Raw genomic sequence first — 17,649 nt, forward strand, 5'->3', positions numbered from 1 at the left:
GGCGGCATGGTGCACGCCGGTCCCACGGCGGACGGCGGCTTCCGGCTGGCCGGCGTCCTGCCGTACACCTCGCCGGGGGACGGCTTCCCGAGCCCGCCGCCCGGTGATGTCATGGCGACGTTCGTCGCGCCGACGAACGACTTTCGGGCGCAGCGCGCGAAGGGCTCCGCAGGTGAAAGTGATCCGGTCACCGACTGGAACGGTTTCCCGAAGGAGTTGGCCAGGACCATGAGCAGGACCAAGAGGGGCAACGGCATAGCCATCGGCTGCGGAGTCGCGGCGCTCGTCGTCGTACTGCTGGTGATCGCGACGATCGTCGGGGGGATCTTCCTCATGCGTGAGGCGGACTCGGCCATGATCGAGCCCAAGCAGTACGAAGCCGTGACGGTCGGTCAGTCCGAGTCGGAGGTCCGTGAGCAACTGCCGAGCGGCGACTCGTTCCTCAACAGCGAGATGGGCAAGGGAGCGCCGCCCGAGCCCAAGGGGTCGACGTGTCTCACGCTCCTCTCCACGGAGTTCGGCAGCGATCTGGACGCGGAACCGGTGTTCCGGTTCTGCTTCAAGGACGGCAAGCTGATCGAGAAGAAGTCCTTCGAGACGGGCTGAGGGCACCCGCCCGGGCGCCAGGCCGGGCACCGGATCGGGGATGATGGCCGGATGTCCGCAGGTATGACCGCTCAGGACCGCTCGGGAGAGTCGTGATCAGGGTTCTTGTGACCGATGACGAGCCGCTCATCCGGGCGGGCATCAGGATGATCCTCGCCTCGGCCGACGACATCGACGTCGTCGCGGAGGCGGCGAACGGCCGCGAGGCGGTGGAACTCGTCCGCTCCCAGCGGATCGACGTGGCACTGCTGGACATCCAGATGCCGGTGATGGACGGGCTGACGGCCCTGGCCGAGCTGCGCCGGACCGCCCCCGAGGTGCGGGTGCTGATACTGACGACGTTCGGGGAACGGCACAACGTGCTGCGCGCCCTGAGCGAGGGAAGCGCGGGCTTCCTGCTGAAGGACTCGGCGCCCGCGGAACTGATGCGCGCCGTACGGGCGGCAGCGGCCGGGGAAGCGTACCTGTCGCCGGGCGCCACCCGGCATGTCGTGGACTCGCTGGCCTCCGGCGGGGCCACACACCGCGCGGAGAACGCCCGCCGCCGGCTGGAGAAGCTGACGGACCGCGAACGGGACGTCCTCGCCCTCCTGGGCGAGGGGCTGTCCAACGCGGACGCCGGTCAGCGGATCCACATGAGCGAGGCCACGGTCAAGACGTACGTGAGCCGCATCCTCGCCAAGCTGGAATGCGAGAACAGGGTGCAGGCCGCACTGCTGGCGCGGGACGCCGGCCTCGGCACCTGACCGAGGCGCACAGGCAGCACCCGCTTTCCCGACCGCTCACCTTCCCCACTCCCACCCATGTTGACCCAATGCGACCAGCCCGCGACGGAACGTCGCGATGCTTCAGCGTGCCGAACCGGCAGAGACGAGTGAGGTCATGACGATGTGCAAGAAGTGCGGTGCAGAGAAGCGCCGTTGGTCCCGTTCCTGCTCTCGGTGCAGTCCGGGGTCGCGCCGGGAGGCCGCGGCCGAGGCCGCCGACCTGGCCGTGCCGGCAGGACTGTTCGAGTGGATATGGCTGGGAGCAAAAGGAGCTGTCCGGCTGGTGCTGCGGGCCCTCAGCTGAGGCGGTCCACTCCCGCTGACGAGCTGTGACGAGCGGTGCGGCCGCAGGTCCATTTACGAGCCCGGTGCGGGGCCTGCCGTGAAACCTGAGCCCTCGCCGCGCCGCTCCAGCACGCCGGAACACTCGCCCCGCACGACGGCGCCGGCCCCCGGGAAGGAATCCCGGGGGCCGGCGTCGTACGGATACTGCGGGTACCGCCTGGAGCTGCTGATCCGAGGATCAGAAGTCCATGTCACCGCCCGGCATGCCGCCCGGAGCGGCCGCGGAGGCCTTCTCCGGCTTGTCGGCGATGACGGCCTCGGTGGTGAGGAAGAGCGCGGCGATGGACGCGGCGTTCTGCAGAGCGGAGCGCGTGACCTTCGCCGGGTCGATGATGCCCTCGGCGATCATGTCGACGTACTCGCCGGTCGCGGCGTTGAGGCCGTGACCGATCGGCAGGTTGCGCACCTTCTCGACGATGACGCCACCCTCGAGACCACCGTTGACGGCAATCTGCTTGAGCGGGGCCTCCAGCGCGAGCTTCACGGCGTTGGCGCCCGTGGCCTCGTCACCGGTCAGGTCGAGCTTCTCGAAGACGGCCGAGGCCTGGAGCAGAGCCACGCCACCACCGGCGACGATGCCCTCCTCGACGGCGGCCTTGGCGTTGCGCACCGCGTCCTCGATGCGGTGCTTGCGCTCCTTGAGCTCCACCTCGGTGGCGGCGCCGGCCTTGATGACGGCCACGCCGCCGGCCAGCTTCGCGAGGCGCTCCTGGAGCTTCTCGCGGTCGTAGTCCGAGTCGGAGTTCTCGATCTCGGCACGGATCTGCTTGACGCGGCCCTGGACCTGGTCGCTGTCACCGCCACCGTCGACGATCGTCGTCTCGTCCTTGGTGATGACGATCTTGCGGGCGCTGCCGAGCAGGTCCAGGCCGGCGTTCTCCAGCTTGAGACCGACCTCCTCGGAGATGACGGTGCCACCGGTGAGGATGGCGATGTCGCCGAGCATGGCCTTGCGGCGGTCACCGAAGCCCGGAGCCTTGACGGCGACGGACTTGAAGGTGCCACGGATCTTGTTGACGACCAGGGTCGACAGAGCCTCGCCCTCGACGTCCTCCGCGATGATCAGCAGGGGCTTGCCCGACTGCATGACCTTCTCGAGCAGCGGAAGGAGGTCCTTCACGTTGCTGATCTTGGAGTTGACGATCAGGATGTACGGGTCGTCGAACGACGTCTCCATACGCTCCATGTCGGTGGCGAAGTACGCCGAGATGTAGCCCTTGTCGAAGCGCATACCCTCGGTGAGCTCGAGCTCCAGACCGAAGGTCTGGGACTCCTCGACGGTGATGACGCCTTCCTTGCCGACCTTGTCCATAGCCTCGGCGATCTTGGCGCCGATCTCGGTGTCGGCAGCGGAGATGGAGGCCGTCGAAGCGATCTGCTCCTTGGTCTCCACGTCCTTCGCCTGCTCCAGCAGAGCGGCGGAGACGGCCTCGACGGCCTTCTCGATGCCACGCTTCAGAGCCATCGGGTTGGCACCCGCGGCGACGTTGCGCAGGCCCTCGCGGACGAGTGCCTGGGCGAGAACGGTGGCGGTGGTCGTACCGTCGCCGGCGACGTCGTCCGTCTTCTTGGCGACCTCCTTGACCAGCTCCGCACCGATCTTCTCGTACGGGTCCTCGAGCTCGATCTCCTTGGCGATGGAAACACCATCGTTGGTGATCGTGGGCGCGCCCCACTTCTTCTCGAGGACGACGTTACGGCCCTTGGGGCCGAGGGTGACCTTGACGGCGTCGGCGAGCTGGTTCATCCCGCGCTCGAGACCGCGCCGTGCCTCCTCGTCGAACGCGATGATCTTGGCCATGTGAAGTGGTCCTCCCGGACAGGGGTGGATTTCTCCGGACCGAGAGGCGCCCGCGACGGACGGCCAGCGTGCTCTGTGGTTCCTTGCCCCACGGAGCCTGCGGGCCTCACCGGCCCGGTCCAAGTTTCTGTCACTCTCACCTGGAGAGTGCTAACGCCAATGATTAGCACTCGACCCCTGCGAGTGCAAGCGTCCCCCTCCGGATGTGGACAACCGCATGGGGATCACGGCGGGCCGCGGGCGGAGGAAACGGGGACGCACGTGAGGCCCGCACCCCTGCGGGGGTACGGGCCTCACGTGCGTGAGTAGTGTCGTTGGCCGACCGCGCCGAGCTCAGCCGACGGCGAGCTTGACCATGTCCGCCTGCGGCCCCTTCTGGCCCTGCGAGATCTCGAATTCAACTCGCTGACCCTCTTCGAGGGTGCGGTACCCGTCCATCTGGATCGCGCTGTAGTGGACGAAAACATCCGCACCACCGTCGACCGCGATGAAGCCGTACCCCTTCTCCGCGTTGAACCACTTGACGGTGCCCTGAGCCATGCCTAACTCCCCTATTACTGGCCCTTGCACGAGACCGCACTTCGCGGACCCGGGTCAGAACTCACCCTCCGACAGGAGAGGGTGGCGTGCGCCGGAACGCGTCGACCGCGGCCGAATGTATCTGCCCAACTGCCCTCTGCAACAGGTCAATCGGACGAGAATTCTGGGCACAGGCGACCGTACGCAAGGGGTGAAGTCAGAGGATTGCAGGGCAAGTCGGGCCCGACAAAGGCCACTTATGCCGCAAGGGACTCACGCACTTTGGCTACTTCTTGCCGCGGCCGGGCGCATTCTCATATGCGGGCGGCAAGGGAAGGTGCGGGGACTTCCCCAACTGTACCGCGCTCAACCATGGGGAATGACCCCCTCCGCTTCTCTTGCGGAGAGGGCCATTCCGTTCACGCTGTGCGGCCGGGCAGCCGGGCCCGTGACCGTGCGGTGGTCAGCCTCCGGCGACGGCCGGGATGATCGAGACGCCGGCGCCGTCCGGGGTGACCGCGTCCAGACCGCCCTCGAAGCGCACGTCGTCGTCATTGACGTACACGTTGACGAAGCGGCGCAGTTTGCCCTGGTCGTCCAGGACGCGGGCCGCGATGCCCGGGTGGTTCTGCTCCAGGGAAGCGATGACCTCGGAGAGGACCGCCCCTTCCGCCGGGACCTCGGCCTGACCGCCCGTGTAGGTGCGGAGGATGGTGGGGATACGGACCTTGACGCTCATGTGCGTGCCTTCCTTCGGTCTCGGGTGGTCAGTTGGCGGCGGCGGCGAGGCCCGCGTCGCGGAACGCGTCCAGGCTGGGCCGGATCGTCGCCGACAGGCCGGTCGTGGGCGCGACCGCGTCGAGCGTCTTCAGTCCGTCACCGGTGTTCAGGACGACGGTGGTCAGGGCCGGGTCGAGCAGACCGGCGTCGATCAGCTTCTTCGTCACACCGACCGTCACCCCGCCCGCGGTCTCCGCGAAGATGCCCTCGGTGCGGGCCAGCAGCTTGATCGCGTCGACGACCTGCTCGTCGTTGACGTCCTCCACCGCACCGCCGGTGCGCCGGGCGATGTCCAGGACGTACGGGCCGTCGGCCGGGTTGCCGATCGCCAGGGACTTGGCGATGGTGTTCGGCTTCTGCGGGCGCACGACGTCGTGGCCGGCCTTGAAGGCGGTGGAGACCGGGGAGCAGCCCTCGGCCTGGGCACCGAAGATCTTGTACGGCTTGTCCTCGACGAGGCCGAGCTTGATCAGCTCCTGCAGCCCCTTGTCGATCTTCGTGAGCTGCGAGCCGGACGCGATCGGGATGACGAGCTGGTCGGGCAGCCGCCAGCCGAGCTGCTCGCAGATCTCGTACGCCAGGGTCTTGGAGCCCTCGCCGTAGTACGGCCGCAGGTTGACGTTGACGAAGCCCCAGCCCTCGCCGAGCGGGTCGCCGATGAGCTCCGAGCAGAAGCGGTTGACGTCGTCGTAATTGCCCTCGATGCCGACCAGTTCACCGCCGTACACCGCGGCCATGACGACCTTGCCCTGCTCCAGGTCGTGCGGGATGAACACGCAGGAGCGGAAGCCGGCGCGGGCGGCGGCGGCACCCACCGCACCGGCGAGGTTGCCGGTGGAGGAGCAGGAGAGGGTGGTGAATCCGAAGGCGCGGGCGGCCTCGACGGCGATGGCGACGACACGGTCCTTGAAGGAGTGCGTCGGGTTGCCGGAGTCGTCCTTGACGTACAGACCGCCGGTCACGCCCAGCTCACGGGCGAGGTTGTCGGCCTTGACCAGCTTCGTGAAACCGGGGTTGATGTTGGGCTTGTCCGCGACGTTCGAGGGGACGGGCAGCAGCGGCGCGTAACGCCAGATGTTGTCCGGTCCCTCGGCGATGCGCTTCTTCAGCTCTTCGGGGGAGCCGCTCGGCAGGTCGTACGCCACTTCGAGCGGCCCGAAACAGGACGCGCAGGCGAAAATGGGGCCGAGCTCGAAACGCTCGCCGCATTCGCGGCAGGAAAGCGCTGCGGCGGGACCGAGGTCCACGGCGGAAGGATCGGTGTTCTCTGCAACTGTCTGCACGGCCATGATGGCGGAGGCCCTTTCTCCTCATCTTCCTCGCGACGTATTTCGCCGCGAGACGGAATTGGCACCTTCCCCACCGTGACCTCGCGGTCGGCAGGAGGGTTGCCGGGACTTCAACGGGCCGTTCCCTCAGTCCCTCTGGATGAGCGCTATGGCACCGGACCATGGATCCGGGCGTTTATCCGCGGACCGACCCCGACATGCGAGGGCCATCCGCGTTGTTCAAGACTGTAACCGAAGCAGTGGACGGTTGAGATAGTCGTCCGAACCGCGAGATGGATCACATACAGGGAGTATCGACCGTGCTGGAAGAGGTGGAACGCTGGCTGACCAGGCGTTCCTGGTCTGCTGCCGACCGCCCGCTCGACCGGCTCACCGCCGCGCGGGCGAAGGATCCGCACCGTTCGCGCGTGAGCGTCGTCCTGCCCGCGCTGGACGAGGAGGCGACGGTCGGCGCGATCGTCGCGGAGATCCGCCGCGAGCTGATGGAGAAGGTCCAGCTCGTCGACGAACTGGTGGTGATCGACTCCGGATCCACCGACAGGACCGCCGAGGAGGCCCGGCGGGCCGGCGCCCGCGTCGTGCACCGCGACGCGATCCTGCCCCGGATCCCGCCCCTCCCCGGCAAGGGCGAGGTCCTCTGGCGGTCACTGCTGGTGACGAGCGGAGACATCGTCTGCTTCGTCGACGCCGACCTCAAGGACTTCTCCGCGGACTTCGTCTCCGGGATCGTCGGCCCGCTGCTGACCGATCCCTCGGTGCAGTTCGTCAAGGCCATGTACGACCGGCCGCTGGGCGAAGCCGCCGGCCAGGGCGGCCGGGTGACCGAACTCGTGGCCCGCCCGCTGCTCAATCTGCACTGGCCGCGGCTGGCAGGCTTCGTGCAGCCGCTGGGCGGCGAGTACGCGGTGCGGCGCTCCCTGCTGGAGCGGCTCCCCTTTCCGGTCGGCTACGGGGTGGAGCTGGGCCTGCTCGTCGACGCGCTGCACACGGTCGGCCTGGACGCGCTGGCGCAGGTCGACGTCGGCGTACGCAGACACCGTCACCAGGACGGCCAGGCCCTCGGCCGCATGGCGGCCACGATCTACCGCACGGCGCAGCTGAGGCTGTCCCGGGGGCCGCTCGTACGGCCCGAGATCACCCAGTTCGAGCGGGGCCCGGGCGGCTTCGTCCCCCGCACCCACGCGGTGGACACCGAGGAGCGGCCGCCGATACGGGAGATCGCCGAGTACGCGTCACGGAATGCGGCGTAACGGTTCCTCGCGCCCGGCCACACACGCGCTTCACGTTTGGCGGCTTCCCGAACGGGCTAGGTTCGGGTACATGGTCTCCGAGCACGCTGCCCAGGTCCTCGTCGCGTCCAACCGCGGCCCGGTGTCGTACGCACTGCGGGAGGACGGCACGCTCGACTCGAAACGCGGCGGGGGCGGGCTGGTCTCCGGCCTCAGCGCCGTCGAAGACAAGCTGTGGGTGTGCGCCGCCCTCAGTGACGGCGACCGCGAGGCGGTCCGGCGCGGGGCGTCCGAGCCCGGCGTCCGGATGCTCGACGTCGATGCGGACGTCCACGCCGACGCGTACAACGGCATCGCCAACTCGGTGCTCTGGTTCGTCCACCACATGATCTACCAGACGCCTCTGGAGCCCGTCTTCGACGCGGAGTTCCGCCGGCAGTGGGCCTCCTACGAGGCGTACAACCGGGCCTTCGCCCAGGCGCTCGCCGAGGAGGCGGGCGAGGGCGCCGCCGTACTCGTGCAGGACTACCACCTCTCACTGGTCCCGGGCATACTGCGCGAGCTGCGCCCCGACCTGCGGATCGGGCACTTCTCGCACACCCCCTGGGCTCCCGTCGACTACTTCCGGCTGCTGCCGGACGACATCGGCGAGCAGTTGCTCAAGGGAATCCTGGGCGCCGACCGCGCCGCCTTCCTGACCCGCCGCTGGGCGGACGCCTTCATCGCCTGCTGCACGGAGATCCTCGGCGGCACCGGCCGCACCCGCATCGGTGTGCACGGGCTGGGCGCCGACGCGGACTTCCTGCGCCGCCGCTCCCGCGAGGCGGACGTGGACGAGCGCATGGAGATCCTGCGCGAGCAGGTGGGCGCGGACCGGCGCACGATCGTGCGGGTGGACCGCACGGAGCTCTCCAAGAACATCGTCCGCGGGCTGCACTCCTACCGGGCCCTGCTGGAGGAGCACCCGGAGTGGCGGGAACGCGTGGTGCACATCGCCTTCGCCTACCCCTCGCGGCAGGACCTCGCGGTCTACCGCGACTACACGGCGGAGGTCCAGCGGGTCGCCGACCGGATCAACGCGGACTTCGGCACGGAGAGCTGGGCCCCTGTCCTGCTCCAGGTCGACGACGACTTCGCCCGCTCCCTGGCGGCGTACCGGCTGGCGGACGTGGCCCTGGTCAATCCGATCCGCGACGGCATGAACCTGGTCGCCAAGGAGGTCCCGGTCGTCTCGGACAACGGCTGCGCGCTGGTGCTGTCCCGGGAGGCCGGGGCGTACGAGGAGCTGGGCGAGGACGCCATCGTGGTCAACCCGTACGACGTGTCGGCGACGGCGACGGCGCTGCACGAGGCGCTCACGATGGACCCCGACGAGCGCGGCGCCCGCTCGAAACGGCTGGCGGCCGCTGCGACGGCGCTGCCCCCGCAGCGGTGGTTCCTGGACCAGCTGGACGCGCTGCGGGGTTAGGGAGGGCCCCGTGCTCCCCGGCGGGCGTCAGGGATCACGGGACAGCGCTCAGGGCCGGCTGAGCTGCCGGGCCAGGTCCCCCAGCAGCTCCGCCACCGCTGCCGGGCCCGGCAGCAGCAGGTCGGCACGCTCGGCCAGTTCGGGGACCTCGGTGCCGCTGCAGACCAGCAGGCCCGGGACGCCCCGGGCGCGGAGCTTCTCCACGGCGGCGTACGCGGCGAGGTCGCCGAGGTCGTCGCCGGCGTAGAGCACCGCCTCGGCGCCGGCCTCCTTCACGTACTCCTCCAGCGCCACGCCCTTGTCCATGCCCGGCGGCCGCAACTCCAGCACCAGGCGGCCCGGTTCGACGATCAGTCCGTTGCGGTCGGCGAGGGCGGACAGCGGGACGCGGAGGGCATCGAAAGCGGCCTGCGGGTCGGCGGCGCGGCGGGTGTGTACGGCGACCGCGCGGCCGCCCTTCTCCTCGATCCAGGTGCCGCTGCCCGTGCCGGCGCCCATCTCCTCCAGCACCGCGGGGAGCTCCGCCCGGACGGCTTCGACACCGGGGTCCGGGGCGGGGGCGCTCACCGCCCCGGTGACGGCGTCCCAGCGTTCGGCGCCGTAGTGCCCGAGGACGACGAGGTGGTCAAGGCCCGGCGCTCCGGCGAAGCCGCCGTAGCGCACGGCGGTGTCGGCCGGGCGTCCGGTGATGACAGCGACGGCGGCGACCCGGGGGGCGAGCGCGGAGAGCGCCGGGACGACGGACGGGTGGGCGCGGGACTGCTCCGGGTCCGGGACGATGTCGGCGAGCGTGCCGTCGAAGTCCAGCGCGACGACCGCGCGGGCGGGGCGGGCGAGCAGTGCGGCGAGGCCTTCGCGGCCGGCCTGGGTGGACGGGGTCGGGAGGGGGTGTGCCGGATTACCCATGGTCCGAGCGTATCGGTGACCGGGGGTCCGTGGTGTGGTCCGGATCCGGCCGCCGGCGCCTGGCCGGGTCCTCAGCGGCGTCCCCGCCTCGCTTCACGGACCCGGCGCAGCCGGTTCACCGTGACCGGGTCCTCCTCCAGCGCCCGGCGGTCGTCCAGGAGCGCGTTGAGCAGCTGGTAGTAACGGACCGGCGAGATGCCCAGTTCTTCCCGGACCGCCCGTTCCTTCGCGCCGGGGCCCGGCCAGGAGCGCCGCTCCAGGGCCAGCACCGCGCGTTCCTGGGCGGAGAGCGGGTCAGTGGGGTCGGCGGTCATATGAACCAACCTACCTAGCTGCTTCCCCGGCCCGCGCTCTCCGCCTGCCGGGCCTGGGACCCGATGTCCACGAGCACGCTCTCCGGGTTGCCGCCGGGCTCGACGGCGGAGCCGATCTTCTCCTTGATCGTCTCGCTGACCTGCGCCCACGACGTCTTGCCGAACGGATACAGCTGCGAGTTCGGCAGCGCGGACAGGAACTCGTGCAGCGACTCGTGCTTGTTGTCGGCCTCCATGGCGAGGGACGCGCTGCTGGTCACGGGCAGCAGGTCGTACTGGTCGGCGAAGGCCAGCACGTTGTCGTCCGTGTAGGCGAAGTCGAGGAACTTGCCTATCTCCACCCGGTGGCCGTTCTGCTTGAAGCCCATCATCCAGTCGGCCACACCCATCGAGCCCTTGGTGGGCCCCTCGATCCCGGGGAGCGGGACCATGCCGACCTCGACGCCCTTCTTCTCGGCCTCCTGCATCAGCGTCGGGTGGCCGTTCAGCATGCCCACCTCACCCTTGGTGAACGCGTCGAAGGCCTTCGCCCGGTCGAGCTTCCCGGGGGCGACGGGGCCGGTGAGGCCCTTGCCCACGAGGTTGTTCTTCAGCCACTGGAAGGCCGCTACGTTGGCCGGGGAGTCGATGGCGTAGTTGCCGACCTCGTCCGTGTAGCCGCCGCCCCCGCTGAGCATCCACATCAGGGTCTCGGCCTGGGACTCCTCCTGGCCGAGCGGCAGGGCGAAGGGGTAGGTCACACCGCGCTGCTTCAGCGCGGCGGCGTTGCTCTGGATGTCGTCCCAGGTCTGCGGGGCCCCGAGGCCGGCCTTGTCGAACAGCCCCTTGTTGTAGAAGAGGAGCCGGGTGCTCGCTACGAACGGGAGACCGTACAGACTGCCGTCGGCCTCGCCCGCGTCGGTGAGCGAGGGCAGGAAGTTGGAAGCGGTGCGAATGGCGATCATGTCGTCGGCGGCGTAGAGCTTGCCCGCCTCGGCGTAGTCGGCGTACGCCCCGATCTGCGCGATGTCGGGGGCGTTGCCGGCCTTCACCATCTCGGCGACCTTGCGGTCGACGTCCTTCCAGGAGTAGACGCTGACCTCGACGTCGATGCCGGGGTTGGCGTTCTCGAACTTCCCGGCGACGTCGTCCCAGTACTTCTGGGAGCTGTTCTCAGCCCCGGTGCCGTAGTCGGCCGCGACCAGCCGCAGGGTGACGTCCCCGTCTCCGGTGTCCGAACCGCACCCCGACAGCGTCACTGTCATACCGAGTGCGGCCACCGCCGCGGTCAGACCCACAAAGCGCCGCTGCACAGCCCTGCCCATCCCTTGCATCGCCCTACGCGGCCGTCACCACTCCGGCGACGAACCCGCGAACCTGCCTCACGTCCACGTGGAGGTCTACACCACCTGTGTACCGATCCGGCAATCTAGCAGGACCGTTTTGTATGGGTGCTCAACAAACCGGGCTAGTGGACTAGACCTTTTAGGGGTCGTCGGGCGAAACTGTCTCCCGTGAGACACGTCATCGCCCTCGATGTGGGCGGCACAGGAATGAAGGCCGCTCTGGTCGGGGCCGACGGCGCCCTGCTCCACGAGGCGCGCCGGGCCACCGGCCGGGACCGCGGTGCCGAAGCCGTCGTGGAGACGATCCTGGGCTTCGCCGCGGATCTGTACGCCTACGGCGAGAAGCACCTCGGCGAAGGCGCCGTCGCCGCCGGGGTCGCCGTGCCCGGCATCGTCGACGCGGAACACGGGATCGCCGTCTACGCCGCGAACCTGGGCTGGCGCGACGTGCCCCTGCGGAGACTGATCGGGGACCGGCTCGGCGGCATACCCGTCGCGCTCGGCCACGACGTACGGACCGGGGGGCTCGCCGAAGGGCGGATCGGCGCCGGCCGGGGCGCGGACCGCTTCCTCTTCGTGCCGCTGGGCACCGGCATCGCCGGCGCGATCGGCATCGCGGGCACCATCGAGGCGGGCGCCCACGGTTGCGCGGGCGAGATCGGGCACATCGTGGTCCGCCCGGACGGCCCGGAATGCGGCTGCGGGCAGCGCGGCTGCCTGGAGACCCTCGCCTCGGCGGCCGCCGTGTCCAGGGCCTGGGCCGCCGCGTCCGGTGACCCGGACGCGGACGCCGCCGACTGTGCGGAGGCGGTCGCCTCCGGCGACCCGGTGGCCCTGCGCGTCTGGCAGGACGCCGTCGAAGCGCTCGCCGCCGGACTGGTCACCGCGCTCACTCTGCTGGACCCCCGCACGCTCATCATCGGTGGCGGGCTCGCCGAGGCGGGGGAAACCTTGTTCACACCACTGCGTGCGGCCGTCGAGGAACGGGTCACGTTCCAGAAGCTGCCCCACATCGTCCCGGCGGCCCTCGGGGACACCGCCGGATGCCTGGGCGCAGGGCTGCTCGCCTGGGATCTACTCTCCACGGAGGTATCCGCCTGATGGCCGGACGCGCAGACAGCACGGTTCTCGCAGGTGCCCGGGTGGTCCTTCCCACCGGGACCGTCGAGAACGGCCGGGTGATCGTCGAGGGCACCCGGATCGCCGGCAGCACGCACGAGGGCGCCCGGACCGTCGACCTCTCGGGCCACTGGGTGGTCCCCGGTTTCGTCGACATCCACAACCACGGCGGCGGCGGCGCGTCCTTCGCGACCGGCACCGCCGAGGACGTCCTGGCCGGAGCGCGGGCGCACCGCGAACACGGCACGACGACCGTCGTCGCCTCCACCGTCACCGGCGAGATGGACTTCCTGGCCCGCCAGGCCGGCATGCTCTCCGAACTGGTCGAACAGGGCGAGCTCGCCGGCATCCACTTCGAGGGCCCCTTCATCTCCCCGTGCCGCAAGGGCGCCCACAGCGAGGCGCTGCTCCGCGACCCCGACCCCTCCGAGGTCCGCAAGCTGCTCGACGCGGCCCGGGGCAGCGCCAGGATGGTCACCCTCGCCACCGAACTCCCGGGCGGCATCGAGTCCGTACGGCTGCTCGCCGAGCACGGGGTGATCGCCGCCGTCGGCCACACGGACGCGACGTACGAGCAGACCGTCGAGGCGATCGACGCGGGCGCCACCGTCGCCACGCACCTCTTCAACGCGATGCCCGCCCTCGGCCACCGCGCACCGGGCCCGATCGCGGCCCTCCTGGAGGACGAGCGGATCACGGTCGAACTGATCAACGACGGTACGCACCTGCACCCCGCCGCCCTGGAGCTCGCCTACCACCACGCGGGCGCCGGCCGGGTCGCGCTGATCACCGACGCCATGGACGCGGCCGGTGCCGGCGACGGGCAGTACCAACTCGGCCCGCTCGCCGTCGAGGTCAAGGACGGCGTCGCACGCCTGGTGGAGGGCGGCTCGATCGCCGGCTCCACCCTCACTCTGGACACCGCGTTCCGCAGGGCCGTCACGGTCGACAGGATTCCCGTCGACGACGTCGTCCGGTCCATCTCCGCCAACCCGGCCCGGCTCCTCGGCCTGTACGACAGGGTCGGTTCGCTGGACCCGGGCAAGGACGCCGACCTGGTGGTCCTGGACGCGGACTTCGCGCTCAAGGGCGTCATGCGCCGCGGCGAGTGGATCGTGCAGCCCCGTATCGGGTGACGGTGCGCCACCGTCCGGCGCCCCGTTCAACACGTAACGAAGAGACGGCGGTTGTCCCGGAGACCTGGGACGGCCGCCGCCTCTTTGGCATGATCACCAGGTCAGCGCCGCAGGGAACCGCGCTGGGAAACGGACGACCAAGGAACCGGGGGCCGGTGCAGGTGATACTGACCGTCACGCTGAACACCGCACTCGACCTGACCTACGCCGTCCCCGCCCTCGTCCCGCACACCAGCCACCGCGTCGGCGACGTGGCCGAACGACCCGGCGGCAAAGGCGTCAACGTCGCCCGGGTGCTGTCCGCACTGGGTCACGACGCGGTGGTCACCGGCTTCGCGGGCGGCGCCACCGGTGCCGTGCTCCGCGACCTGCTCGGCGCACTCCCTGACGGCCCCGCCGACGCGCTGGTCCCGGTCGCCGGGAACACCCGCCGCACCATCGCCGTCGTCGACCGCTCCACCGGCGACACCACCCAGCTCAACGAACCCGGCCCGCACATCGGCGCCGACGAGTGGGCGGCCTTCCTGCGGACCTACGGGGAACTGCTCCCGGCAGCCGACGCCGTCGCCCTCTGCGGCAGCCTCCCGCCGGGCGTACACGTCGGCGCGTACGCGGACCTGATCCGGCTGGCCCGGGCCTGCGGCGTACCCGCTCTCCTCGACACCGGCGGCGAACCCCTGCGCCGCGGCATCGCCGCCCGCCCCGACCTCGTCAAGCCGAACGCCGACGAGCTCGCCCAGCTCACCGGCGCCAGGGAACCCCTGCGCGCCACCCACGACGCCCGCCGCAGGGGCGCACGCAGCGTCGTCACCTCGCTCGGCCCGGACGGGCTCCTCGCCGTCACCCCCGACGGCATCTGGCGCGCCGCACCCCCGTCCGCCGTGCGGGGCAACCCGACGGGAGCGGGCGACTCCGTCGTGGCCGGACTGCTGTCCGCGCTCGCCGAGGGGCTGGGCTGGCAGGACCGGCTGACCCGCGCGGTGGCCCTGTCGACGGCGACCGTGCTGGCCCCGGCCGCCGGCGAGTTCGACCGCGCCGCCTACGAGGACCTGCTGGCGCGCGTCACCGTCGAACAGCACGCGGCGGCCGCCTGAGCCTCCCCCGGAAAACACGGCGTCCCGGCTCGCTCGGGGCGATGACCGGGACGACGGTGGTACTCGGCAATGGACAGCGGCGGCGGAAGGCTAGCCCTTGGTCTGGCCCGACTTCAGCGACAGCTGGTCGAGGTTGGCGTCGCACGAGTCGCCCTCGTTGCACGACAGCATCAGCTTGTTGGTCCCCTTGTCGAGCTGGACGTACGCGTACGTCCTCGTCCAGCCCTTCTCCAGGTCACCCTCCGCGGCGTGCGCGAAGTTCTCCATGTTGATCGAACGGGGGTCCCCGTCGTTGACCGTGAGCGACGTCTTGGCGTCCCTGCCCGGCACGCCGTACGTCACGAAGAGCGTGTACGGACCGCTCTCCGGAACGTCGACCGTCCAGGTGGCCGACCGGCCGACCTCGTTGAGGCTGATGTATTGCCCGTTGGCGCTCTTGGCACCCTTGACGGTGTTGTCCAGAGAGGCCGTGCCGCCGAGCGTCAGCGTCGCCGCGTCCTGCTCGGGCAGTTCGACGGGCTTCTCGGACGGCTTCGTGGACTTCTCGGGCTTCGGCGACGCCTCGACCTCGTCGGCCGGGCCCGCGGACGAACCTGCCTCGTCCTTCTTCGTGTCGCCGTCGTCGCCCGTCATCAGCGCGGCACCGATACCGACGAGCACCACCGCGACCACGGCGACGGCCGCGATCAGGAGCGCCTTCGTGTTGGGGCCGCCACGGCCGGGGCCGGCGTTCCTGCCGCCACCGCCACCGTGCGGAACCGCCCCGTGCTGCGCGGTGACGGCGCCGCCGGGATAGGTCTCCGGTGCCGCGTACTGCGCGTTCGGGCGGCCGTACTGCTGGGGCTGCTGGCCGTACTGCGGCGGGGCCTGCTGGCCGTATGCCTGCTGCTGCGGGACCTGCCCGTACTGTCGCTCACCGACCGTCCGCACCTGGTTGTACGACGTTCTGGGCACGCCGGGCTGCGCTGCCGGACCGGGGTAGCCGTAACCACCCTGCCCGGGAGGCTGTGCGCCCGCCGCCCTGCCGTCCTCGTACAGATAGCCGAACGGATCGTCGTCCTCGGGCTTGCTCGCGCCGTTGTTCCCGGCCGTCATCCCTGGGTCACTCCTCACCATTTCGCCAGCCGTCGCCGACCGGCCGAGCCTACCCCGAACGGAGCACGCGCCGAATTGCCCTCGGTCCCCCGGAAAACCGGGCGGTGCACGGGGACAGCCGGGGCGTGAACGTCAGCCGGCTCTGCGATGAACCTTCGATCGGGACCGCTTCTCCACGTACATCCGCTGGTCGGCGGAGTGCAGGACCTCTTCCTCGGTCATGCCGCACTCGGCCCAGCCGATACCGAAACTCGCCCCGACCCTGACTGCCCGGCCGTCCACCCGGATGGGCGGAATGATGGCGTTACGCAAGCGTACGGCCAGATCTGCGGCATCTGCCGCCCCGAGACCGTCCGCGAGGACGACGAATTCGTCACCCCCGAGCCGCGCGACGGTGTCACCGTCCCGTACGCAGGTGGTGAGGCGGCGGGCGACCTCGATGAGAACCGCGTCACCCGCGTGGTGTCCGAAGCGGTCGTTGATGGACTTGAAGCCGTCGAGGTCGCAGAACAGCACCGCGAGCCCCTTGGTCCCGTCGTCCCGCTCCTGGTCGGGGGCCACGATGTGCACATGGTGGTCGTAGGGGCCGACACCCGGCGCGACCTCACCCTCGTAGCCGTCCGCCCGGTAGCCGTGCGCCGAGCTCTCGACGTCGCCGTAAGCGGCGTCCAGCGCCTCGATCGCGGAGGAGGTGACCGAGTGAGGCCTTTCACACAGACGCGCGCCGAGCCGGGAGCGCAGCTCGGCGCTGTTGGGCAGCCCGGTCAGCGCGTCGTGTGAGGCACGGTGCGCGAGATGCAGCTCGTTGCGCTTGCGCTCCTCGATGTCCTCGACGTGCGTGAGCAGGAAGCGCGGGCCGTCGGTGGTGTCGGCGACGACGGAGTTGCGCAGCGAGACCCAGAGATAGGTGCCGTCCCTGCGTCCGAGCCGCAGCTCGGCCCGCCCTCCCTCGGCGGACGTGCGGAGCAGGGTGCCGATGTCCTCGGGGTGGACGAGGTCGGCGAAGGAGTAGCGGCGCAGGACGGACGCGGGACGCCCCAGGAGCCGGCAGAGCGCGTCATTGGTGCGCAGCAGCCTGCCGTGCTGGTCACCGCCCATCTCGGCGATGGCCATGCCACTGGGGGCGTACTCGAACGCCTGGCGGAAGGATTCCTCGCTGGCCCGCAGTGCCTGCTGCTCGCGTTCCAGCCTGACGAGGGCGCGCTGCATGTTTGCTCTGAGACGGGCGTTACTGATCGCAATGGCCGCCTGGGAGGCGTACATCTGGAGGGCCTCGCGGCCCCAGGCGCCGGGGCGGCGGCCGTTGCGCGGCCTGTCGACCGAGATGACCCCCAGGAGGTCCAGACCTCCGCCGGAGGCGTACATGGGGGCGTAGAGGCGGTCCAGGGGGTGCCACTCGTCTTCGAAACGGGGCTCCGGCCCTTCGGTGTGCCACTGCGGTACGTCGTCGTCGAGGAGCACCCAGCCCTCGGTGTGGGGTATGAACCGGAGCTCGTCCCAGGGCTCGCCCATCGACAGCCTGCGCTCCCAGGACTCGCGGGAGCCGACACGGCCGGTGATCAGGGATTCCGCCGCGCTGTTGCCGGCGAAGGCGGCGACGACGAGGTCGCCGTCGGGACGGACGAGATTGACGCAGCCCAGTTCGTAACCGAGGCCGGTGACGATGCCGTCGGCCACGGACTGCAGCGTGTCCGCCAGGCTCCGCGCCGTGTTGAGATCAGCGACGGCCTGGTGCAACTGCCGCATGGTCGCAAGACGGACGTACGGCTCCGACTCGGCCTCCATCGCTCGCACTCCCTGAGACCTCGACAGCAACTCCAGGCTTCATATCGACGTACTTAGACCGTGTCCTATGT

Annotated in this window: 15 protein-coding genes, 1 pseudogene and 1 riboswitch; of the genes and pseudogenes, 7 read left to right on the forward strand and 9 right to left on the reverse strand. The window is 70.3% G+C overall.

The window, feature by feature from the left end:
• Both BFF76_RS20060 and BFF76_RS20065 read left to right on the forward strand, forming a co-directional pair.
• Window positions 1-606: pseudogene (locus tag BFF76_RS20060) on the forward strand (sensor histidine kinase); the annotation flags it as partial.
• Window positions 607-698: 92 nt separating this feature from the next.
• On the forward strand, window positions 699-1,352 hold the full coding sequence (locus tag BFF76_RS20065; RefSeq protein ID WP_031093384.1) for a response regulator transcription factor: 654 nt from the start codon (window positions 699-701) through the stop codon (window positions 1,350-1,352).
• Window positions 1,353-1,896: 544 nt separating this feature from the next.
• Here BFF76_RS20065 and groL read toward each other — a convergent pair.
• The 4 genes from groL to thrC all read right to left on the reverse strand — a co-directional run bounded on the left by groL (window position 1,897) and on the right by thrC (window position 6,107).
• Window positions 1,897-3,519 (reverse strand): chaperonin GroEL, encoded by a 1,623-nt coding sequence (gene groL / locus BFF76_RS20070; RefSeq protein ID WP_053930627.1) that lies wholly within the window; start codon window positions 3,517-3,519, stop codon window positions 1,897-1,899.
• 333 nt (window positions 3,520-3,852) lie between these two features.
• Complete coding sequence (locus tag BFF76_RS20075; RefSeq protein ID WP_003967346.1) at window positions 3,853-4,059, reverse strand: cold-shock protein; 207 nt, start codon at window positions 4,057-4,059, stop codon at window positions 3,853-3,855.
• Between the two features lie 442 nt (window positions 4,060-4,501).
• Entirely contained in the window at window positions 4,502-4,777 is a 276-nt protein-coding gene (locus BFF76_RS20080; protein ID WP_031093389.1) for a MoaD/ThiS family protein, read from the reverse strand.
• A gap of 28 nt (window positions 4,778-4,805) precedes the next feature.
• On the reverse strand, window positions 4,806-6,107 hold the full coding sequence (gene thrC / locus BFF76_RS20085; RefSeq protein WP_065848748.1) for a threonine synthase: 1,302 nt from the start codon (window positions 6,105-6,107) through the stop codon (window positions 4,806-4,808).
• 18 nt (window positions 6,108-6,125) lie between these two features.
• Window positions 6,126-6,253: riboswitch (SAM riboswitch) on the reverse strand.
• 153 nt (window positions 6,254-6,406) lie between these two features.
• Between thrC and BFF76_RS20090 the strand changes: the two genes are divergently transcribed.
• Together BFF76_RS20090 and BFF76_RS20095 are read left to right on the forward strand one after the other, a co-directional pair.
• A complete protein-coding gene (locus tag BFF76_RS20090; RefSeq protein WP_031093393.1) occupies window positions 6,407-7,357 on the forward strand; it encodes a glucosyl-3-phosphoglycerate synthase in 951 nt (316 codons plus the stop codon).
• Window positions 7,358-7,427: 70 nt separating this feature from the next.
• The gene (locus BFF76_RS20095) at window positions 7,428-8,804 is read left to right on the forward strand and encodes an alpha,alpha-trehalose-phosphate synthase (UDP-forming) (RefSeq protein ID WP_031093395.1); all 1,377 of its coding nucleotides are present in this window, start codon (window positions 7,428-7,430) and stop codon (window positions 8,802-8,804) included.
• 48 nt (window positions 8,805-8,852) lie between these two features.
• Here BFF76_RS20095 and otsB read toward each other — a convergent pair whose 3' ends face one another.
• The 3 genes from otsB to BFF76_RS20110 all read right to left on the reverse strand — a co-directional run bounded on the left by otsB (window position 8,853) and on the right by BFF76_RS20110 (window position 11,328).
• Window positions 8,853-9,710 (reverse strand): trehalose-phosphatase, encoded by an 858-nt coding sequence (otsB, locus tag BFF76_RS20100; RefSeq protein ID WP_031093397.1) that lies wholly within the window; start codon window positions 9,708-9,710, stop codon window positions 8,853-8,855.
• 71 nt (window positions 9,711-9,781) lie between these two features.
• On the reverse strand, window positions 9,782-10,024 hold the full coding sequence (locus tag BFF76_RS20105) for a DUF3263 domain-containing protein (protein ID WP_031093398.1): 243 nt from the start codon (window positions 10,022-10,024) through the stop codon (window positions 9,782-9,784).
• Between the two features lie 14 nt (window positions 10,025-10,038).
• Window positions 10,039-11,328, reverse strand: a complete 1,290-nt coding sequence (locus BFF76_RS20110) for an ABC transporter substrate-binding protein (RefSeq protein ID WP_031093400.1) — start codon at window positions 11,326-11,328, stop codon at window positions 10,039-10,041.
• A 228-nt stretch (window positions 11,329-11,556) separates the two neighbouring features.
• On the opposite strand from BFF76_RS20110, the gene BFF76_RS20115 reads away from it, so the two are divergent.
• The 3 genes from BFF76_RS20115 to BFF76_RS20125 all read left to right on the forward strand — a co-directional run bounded on the left by BFF76_RS20115 (window position 11,557) and on the right by BFF76_RS20125 (window position 14,698).
• Window positions 11,557-12,450, forward strand: coding sequence for an ROK family protein (locus BFF76_RS20115; RefSeq protein WP_244167307.1), 894 nt, complete (start codon window positions 11,557-11,559; stop codon window positions 12,448-12,450).
• Window positions 12,450-13,604: an N-acetylglucosamine-6-phosphate deacetylase gene (nagA, locus tag BFF76_RS20120; RefSeq protein ID WP_031093402.1), complete on the forward strand. Its 1,155-nt coding sequence runs from the start codon at window positions 12,450-12,452 to the stop codon at window positions 13,602-13,604. Before BFF76_RS20115 ends, nagA begins: the two co-directional genes overlap by 1 nt.
• A gap of 161 nt (window positions 13,605-13,765) precedes the next feature.
• Window positions 13,766-14,698 (forward strand): 1-phosphofructokinase family hexose kinase, encoded by a 933-nt coding sequence (locus BFF76_RS20125; protein ID WP_065848750.1) that lies wholly within the window; start codon window positions 13,766-13,768, stop codon window positions 14,696-14,698.
• 90 nt (window positions 14,699-14,788) lie between these two features.
• On the opposite strand, the gene BFF76_RS20130 is transcribed toward BFF76_RS20125, so the two are convergent.
• Window positions 14,789-15,793, reverse strand: coding sequence for a carbohydrate-binding protein (locus BFF76_RS20130; RefSeq protein WP_031093409.1), 1,005 nt, complete (start codon window positions 15,791-15,793; stop codon window positions 14,789-14,791).
• Window positions 15,794-15,925: 132 nt separating this feature from the next.
• The gene (gene cdgB / locus BFF76_RS20135) at window positions 15,926-17,578 is read right to left on the reverse strand and encodes a diguanylate cyclase CdgB (RefSeq protein WP_031093410.1); all 1,653 of its coding nucleotides are present in this window, start codon (window positions 17,576-17,578) and stop codon (window positions 15,926-15,928) included.
• Between the last annotated feature and the right edge of the window lie 71 nt (window positions 17,579-17,649).

The organism is Streptomyces mutomycini (genome assembly GCF_001700505.1).
Taxonomy (GTDB): Bacteria; Actinomycetota; Actinomycetes; order Streptomycetales; family Streptomycetaceae; genus Streptomyces; species Streptomyces mutomycini.